Annotated in this window: 3 protein-coding genes and 2 pseudogenes; 2 read left to right on the top strand and 3 right to left on the bottom strand. The window is 49.5% G+C overall.

What is annotated here, in order from left to right:
• Positions 1-122 (top strand): ATP-binding protein (locus tag M3N55_RS16540; RefSeq protein ID WP_249060327.1); only part of this gene is annotated, 122 nt, incomplete at its 5' end.
• A gap of 76 nt (positions 123-198) precedes the next feature.
• Positions 199-972: pseudogene (locus M3N55_RS16535) on the top strand (IS256 family transposase); the annotation flags it as partial.
• Here M3N55_RS16535 and M3N55_RS16530 read toward each other — a convergent pair.
• The 3 genes and pseudogenes from M3N55_RS16530 to M3N55_RS16520 all read right to left on the bottom strand — a co-directional run.
• Positions 957-1,226, bottom strand: a complete 270-nt coding sequence (locus M3N55_RS16530; RefSeq protein ID WP_428982688.1) for a helix-turn-helix domain-containing protein — start codon at positions 1,224-1,226, stop codon at positions 957-959. The pseudogene M3N55_RS16535 and the gene M3N55_RS16530 overlap by 16 nt on opposite strands.
• Positions 1,227-1,756: 530 nt before the next feature.
• Complete coding sequence (locus tag M3N55_RS16525; protein WP_249060961.1) at positions 1,757-3,667, bottom strand: calcium-binding protein; 1,911 nt, start codon at positions 3,665-3,667, stop codon at positions 1,757-1,759.
• Positions 3,668-3,844: 177 nt separating this feature from the next.
• A pseudogene (locus M3N55_RS16520) lies at positions 3,845-3,958 on the bottom strand (IS5/IS1182 family transposase); the annotation flags it as partial.

Here is a 3,958-nt window from a genome sequence, read left to right as displayed (position 1 = left end):
TCGATCGCCTCACCCACCGCTGCCACATTCTGGAGACCGGCAACGACAGTTACCGCTTCAAGGCCAGCTCCGAAACAGCGAAAAAGAAACGGAAGGAAACACCACCATTGACCCCAACATGACACGCAGAACATAACAACTGGGTGGGTCAGTTCTCGGTGACAATGCCGGGTCAGTTCTCAGTGACAATCAACAGACTGGCGCAAGACCGATCTTAGCCGCGACGAATGGGTCTATGTCTGGGCGGATGGCATCTACAGCGGCTTGCGTGGTACCGATGACCGGCTCTGCGTGCTCGTTGTGATAGCGGTCGACGCGCGGGGAGAAAAGCATTTTCTGGCCATAGAAGACGGCGTGAGAGAAAGCACTCAGAGCTGGCGCGAAGTGCTTCTCGGCCTGAAAAGTCGTGGGCTTTCCGCTCCGAAACTCGCCATCGGCGACGGCGCAATGGGGTTCTGGGCCGCCTTGGAGGAGATCTACCCAGGCACCCGCCAGCAACGCTGTTGGGTTCACAAATCCGGCAACGTGCTGAATTACCTGCCCAAGCGGACCCAGCCCAAGGCCAAGAAGATGTTGCATGACATTTGGCAGGCGGAAACGCGAGAGGACGCGCATCACGCATTCGATCTGTTCATAGAAACCTTCGAGGCGAAATACCCAAAGGCCACCGAATGCCTGATCAGGGATCGCGACGAGTTGCTGACCTTCTACGACTTCCCGGCCCAGCATTGGCAGAGCATCCGCACATCAAACCCGATCGAAAGCGCATTTGCCACAATCCGGCACCGGACCAAACGCACCAAGGGCTGTCTCAGCAGAGACGGCATGCTGCACATGATGTTCAAGCTCGGGCAATGCGCAGAAAAAAGCTGGCGCAAGCTGCGCGGTTTTGCCCATCTCGCCGACGTCATCCAAGGCGTCGATTTCGTCAATGGCATCAAGCCATCAACCCAAGATCAAGCCGCCGCATGAGGGTCGCTTGGACACCATACTCGACAATAGCTCGCTACCCCTTCGTCAAGGTAGCGCTCCTGCCAGCGCCAGACGGTCGGCTTCGACGTGTTCGCGCGACGCATGATTTCGAAAGTCCCATAGCCGTCCGCCGTCGCCAGCACGATTTCGGCCCGCCAGACCAGCTTTCGCGGTGTGTTACGGTCGGTGACCAGGGCTTCAAGCTGTGCACGGTTAGCGGGGCTCAGATACAGGCAGATGTCATCGCGTCTCATGACCCGACAATGGCACACCAGACCACAGATGGGAAACTTACGTCAGGTGGGGAACAATAGCTTCTCGCGCGCGTGCGGGCAGGGTCGGGTTTGTTCATACCATCCGCATAACTGCAACAATTCGCAGTGTTTTGCCTCATTGATGATAGGTTTTAAATAATGCTTTTCCAATCCAAAAATACACCATTTGTTCACCAAACCGTCGTATCAATAGAAACGAGCAGATAAACTTATCAACTTACTGGAAAAACATGCGTGAAATGCCTTTGGGCACTCACATTGAAGAAAAAGCTCAGGGCATCGTTGTCCTGAGCTCTTCACAAAAAACCTCGACGTGCTCAGAAAACAGGCGCATTTTGATCTCCTTAAGAGAGTGTAACCAAATTTTTTTTTGGACTGACTTCCTTGAGGCGAAATCATGACGACCATAGCCTGCAAACCGGAGATGTTCAGATCATGACGTTGATCAAATGCCACCTGATGCTGCATGATCTTACTAAATAGGGAAAACATCCGAGGAGAACCGCGCACTATTCAAGCTTCCGCTTGAAGGCTACAATCAAAATTCGGATAATTTTTTTTGAAAAATCCTGAAGCATAGGACTCTTCCTCACCGGAACCGCTAGTATTGGTCCCACCGTCCAGTAGAAGCGCACAAACGCCCTTCCCCATGCGCGGTTAACGAGCCATTGATCTCGGAAACGACGCAAATATACGACTTCTGGGTGCCAAGGGTCTTGATAAGCAGCCGTTGCCACAAAACAACTTTCGGAATTGCTATCATCGTCATCGTCATCGTGGACGACATCATCGTCATCGGGGTCGTCATCCGCAGGAGTTGACGGCCAAGTTGGGATAGGCCAGGGATCAACGGGTTCTGGCTCTGGCTCAGGTTCGTCATCCTGAGCATAGAAATATCCACCAGCGCTATCCTCATCAAAAGCCTCTGAACCATACTGCACCCCTTCTATTTCAAGGGTTGGTGGTTCATTTTCCCCATAAAAGCCGCTTTCAGCTAAAATCTGTTGTGCGAGCTGATCTTCAGGATTTACAGAAATCGATATTATTGGGTTATCCTCTGAAGACCTTACAGTGGCAGCGTCTTGAAATTCTTCTAAAGAAACATTCTCGAGCTCTATTGATGCTTCTTGCCCATAATTTACTATTACGTTCCCACTATCACCCTCAATTATTTCCACTGTAAGGGGGTCAATTTCATGCTGAAGTGATATTTTGTCAATTCCCACTTTGAAATCGGTAATAAGAACATGACCATCATCATTTGAGAAATGAAATTGATTTATATCGCTTTCAGATCCACCGCCAGTGAGAGTATCATCTCCAGACCCAGCAACAATTATATCGGATCCATCGCCGCCATTGATAATGTCATTTCCACGTCCACCGTGAAGATAGTCATTGCCATCCCTACCAAGCAACGTATCATTTCCATCACCGCCCCACATACTGTCGTTGCCTGAACCGCCATCGAGATAATCGTTGTCTATACCACCCGCAATCAGGTCGTCTCCACCTTCACCGAATACAGTGTCATTTCCTGTGTTTGCGTCGATTATGTCAGCTTGGTCACTTCCGGTTATTGTTTGCTCACCACGCGAGCTAATCGCGTTGGTATTTACTTTTCCGGCGTATAGATGCGTTGGATAGTCCGAATTAGGCGTAATTACGACTTCTTCTCCGGGAGGAGTCCATAAAAGCTCTACGTTATCGCCATAACTCTCATAAAACTCAGTCGGAACGAAATTCTTCGGATTGAAATAATCAACGGCTTCTGCACTCCGGAGTGCATCCAACGCACTAGGTAACAGAAAGTGCCGTTCTTCGCCAATTAGATCAGAAAGACCATTTTTAAGATCACGAGCGCCATCTAATGCATAGAATATGTCATCTCCGATCGCCAAGAAGAACTGAGCTCCAAGGTCTTCACCAGCAAACTCTGGATGTTCAATGCTTATAACCCTTAGCGCAAAGCTTTCTCCTGTATCTAAGGTGATCGTCTGTGGGAGATTTTCAAGATCAATCACTTGGCCTTCAATTTTAATTATATCTTCTGTTGGGTTGAAAGTATCTAGTCGTCCAACAATCGGTGAATGGTTATTTGCAAGATTAGTGAATTCATAGGTGTCAGCACCAGTGCCGCCATATGCATGATGACCCTGCATGCCTGCCGCATTACTTGCTTTTGTGACATCAAGGATCAAATGGTCATCGCCGGGCCCTGCAAACATATGAATTTGACCACTTACAGGAACCGACGCTTCAAGGGTATCATTCCCTACAAAGCCGACCAAGCCGGTGCCCGAGTGATCGATTGCGTCGCCTTCGCGATGATGGATGATATGGTCATCACCTTGAGTGCCCGAGATCGGGCCTCTTGCTGTATCGTCTCTGATGATATTGTATAGTTGAACGGTTAGCATCTTCACCCCCATGAAGGATTGAATGAAGATCGCTCACAACGTTTAAGCGCTGGCTAAAAGTAGACTGAACTGAACCCTGTTTATGTGGAAGTTTTGTTAGAAATACATTTTAAATTTATCATAATTTGACGGCTCTGTTGCACAAAATTATACGGGAACGTTACCTAGGGTCAGGATTCATAACCAGTATATGACGACGGCTGCGAGCGCGATGGCCGAGAGGAAGACCTTGGGACACCTGTCGTAGCGGGTTGCCACGCGCCTCCAGTCTTTGAGCCTGCCGAACATAAT

This window comes from Roseinatronobacter domitianus (assembly GCF_023336755.1).
Classification (GTDB): domain Bacteria; phylum Pseudomonadota; class Alphaproteobacteria; order Rhodobacterales; family Rhodobacteraceae; genus Roseinatronobacter; species Roseinatronobacter domitianus.
Note: the sequence above shows the minus strand (reverse complement) of the source record. Positions and strands in the feature narration are given on the sequence as shown.

Bases quoted from the DNA above. Each gene is read 5' to 3' on its own strand.
- M3N55_RS16530 (WP_428982688.1), bottom strand. From the start codon at position 1,226: ATGAGACGCGATGACATCTGCCTGTATCTGAGCCCCGCTAACCGTGCA.
- M3N55_RS16525 (WP_249060961.1), bottom strand. From the start codon at position 3,667: ATGCTAACCGTTCAACTATACAATATCATCAGAGACGATACAGCAAGA.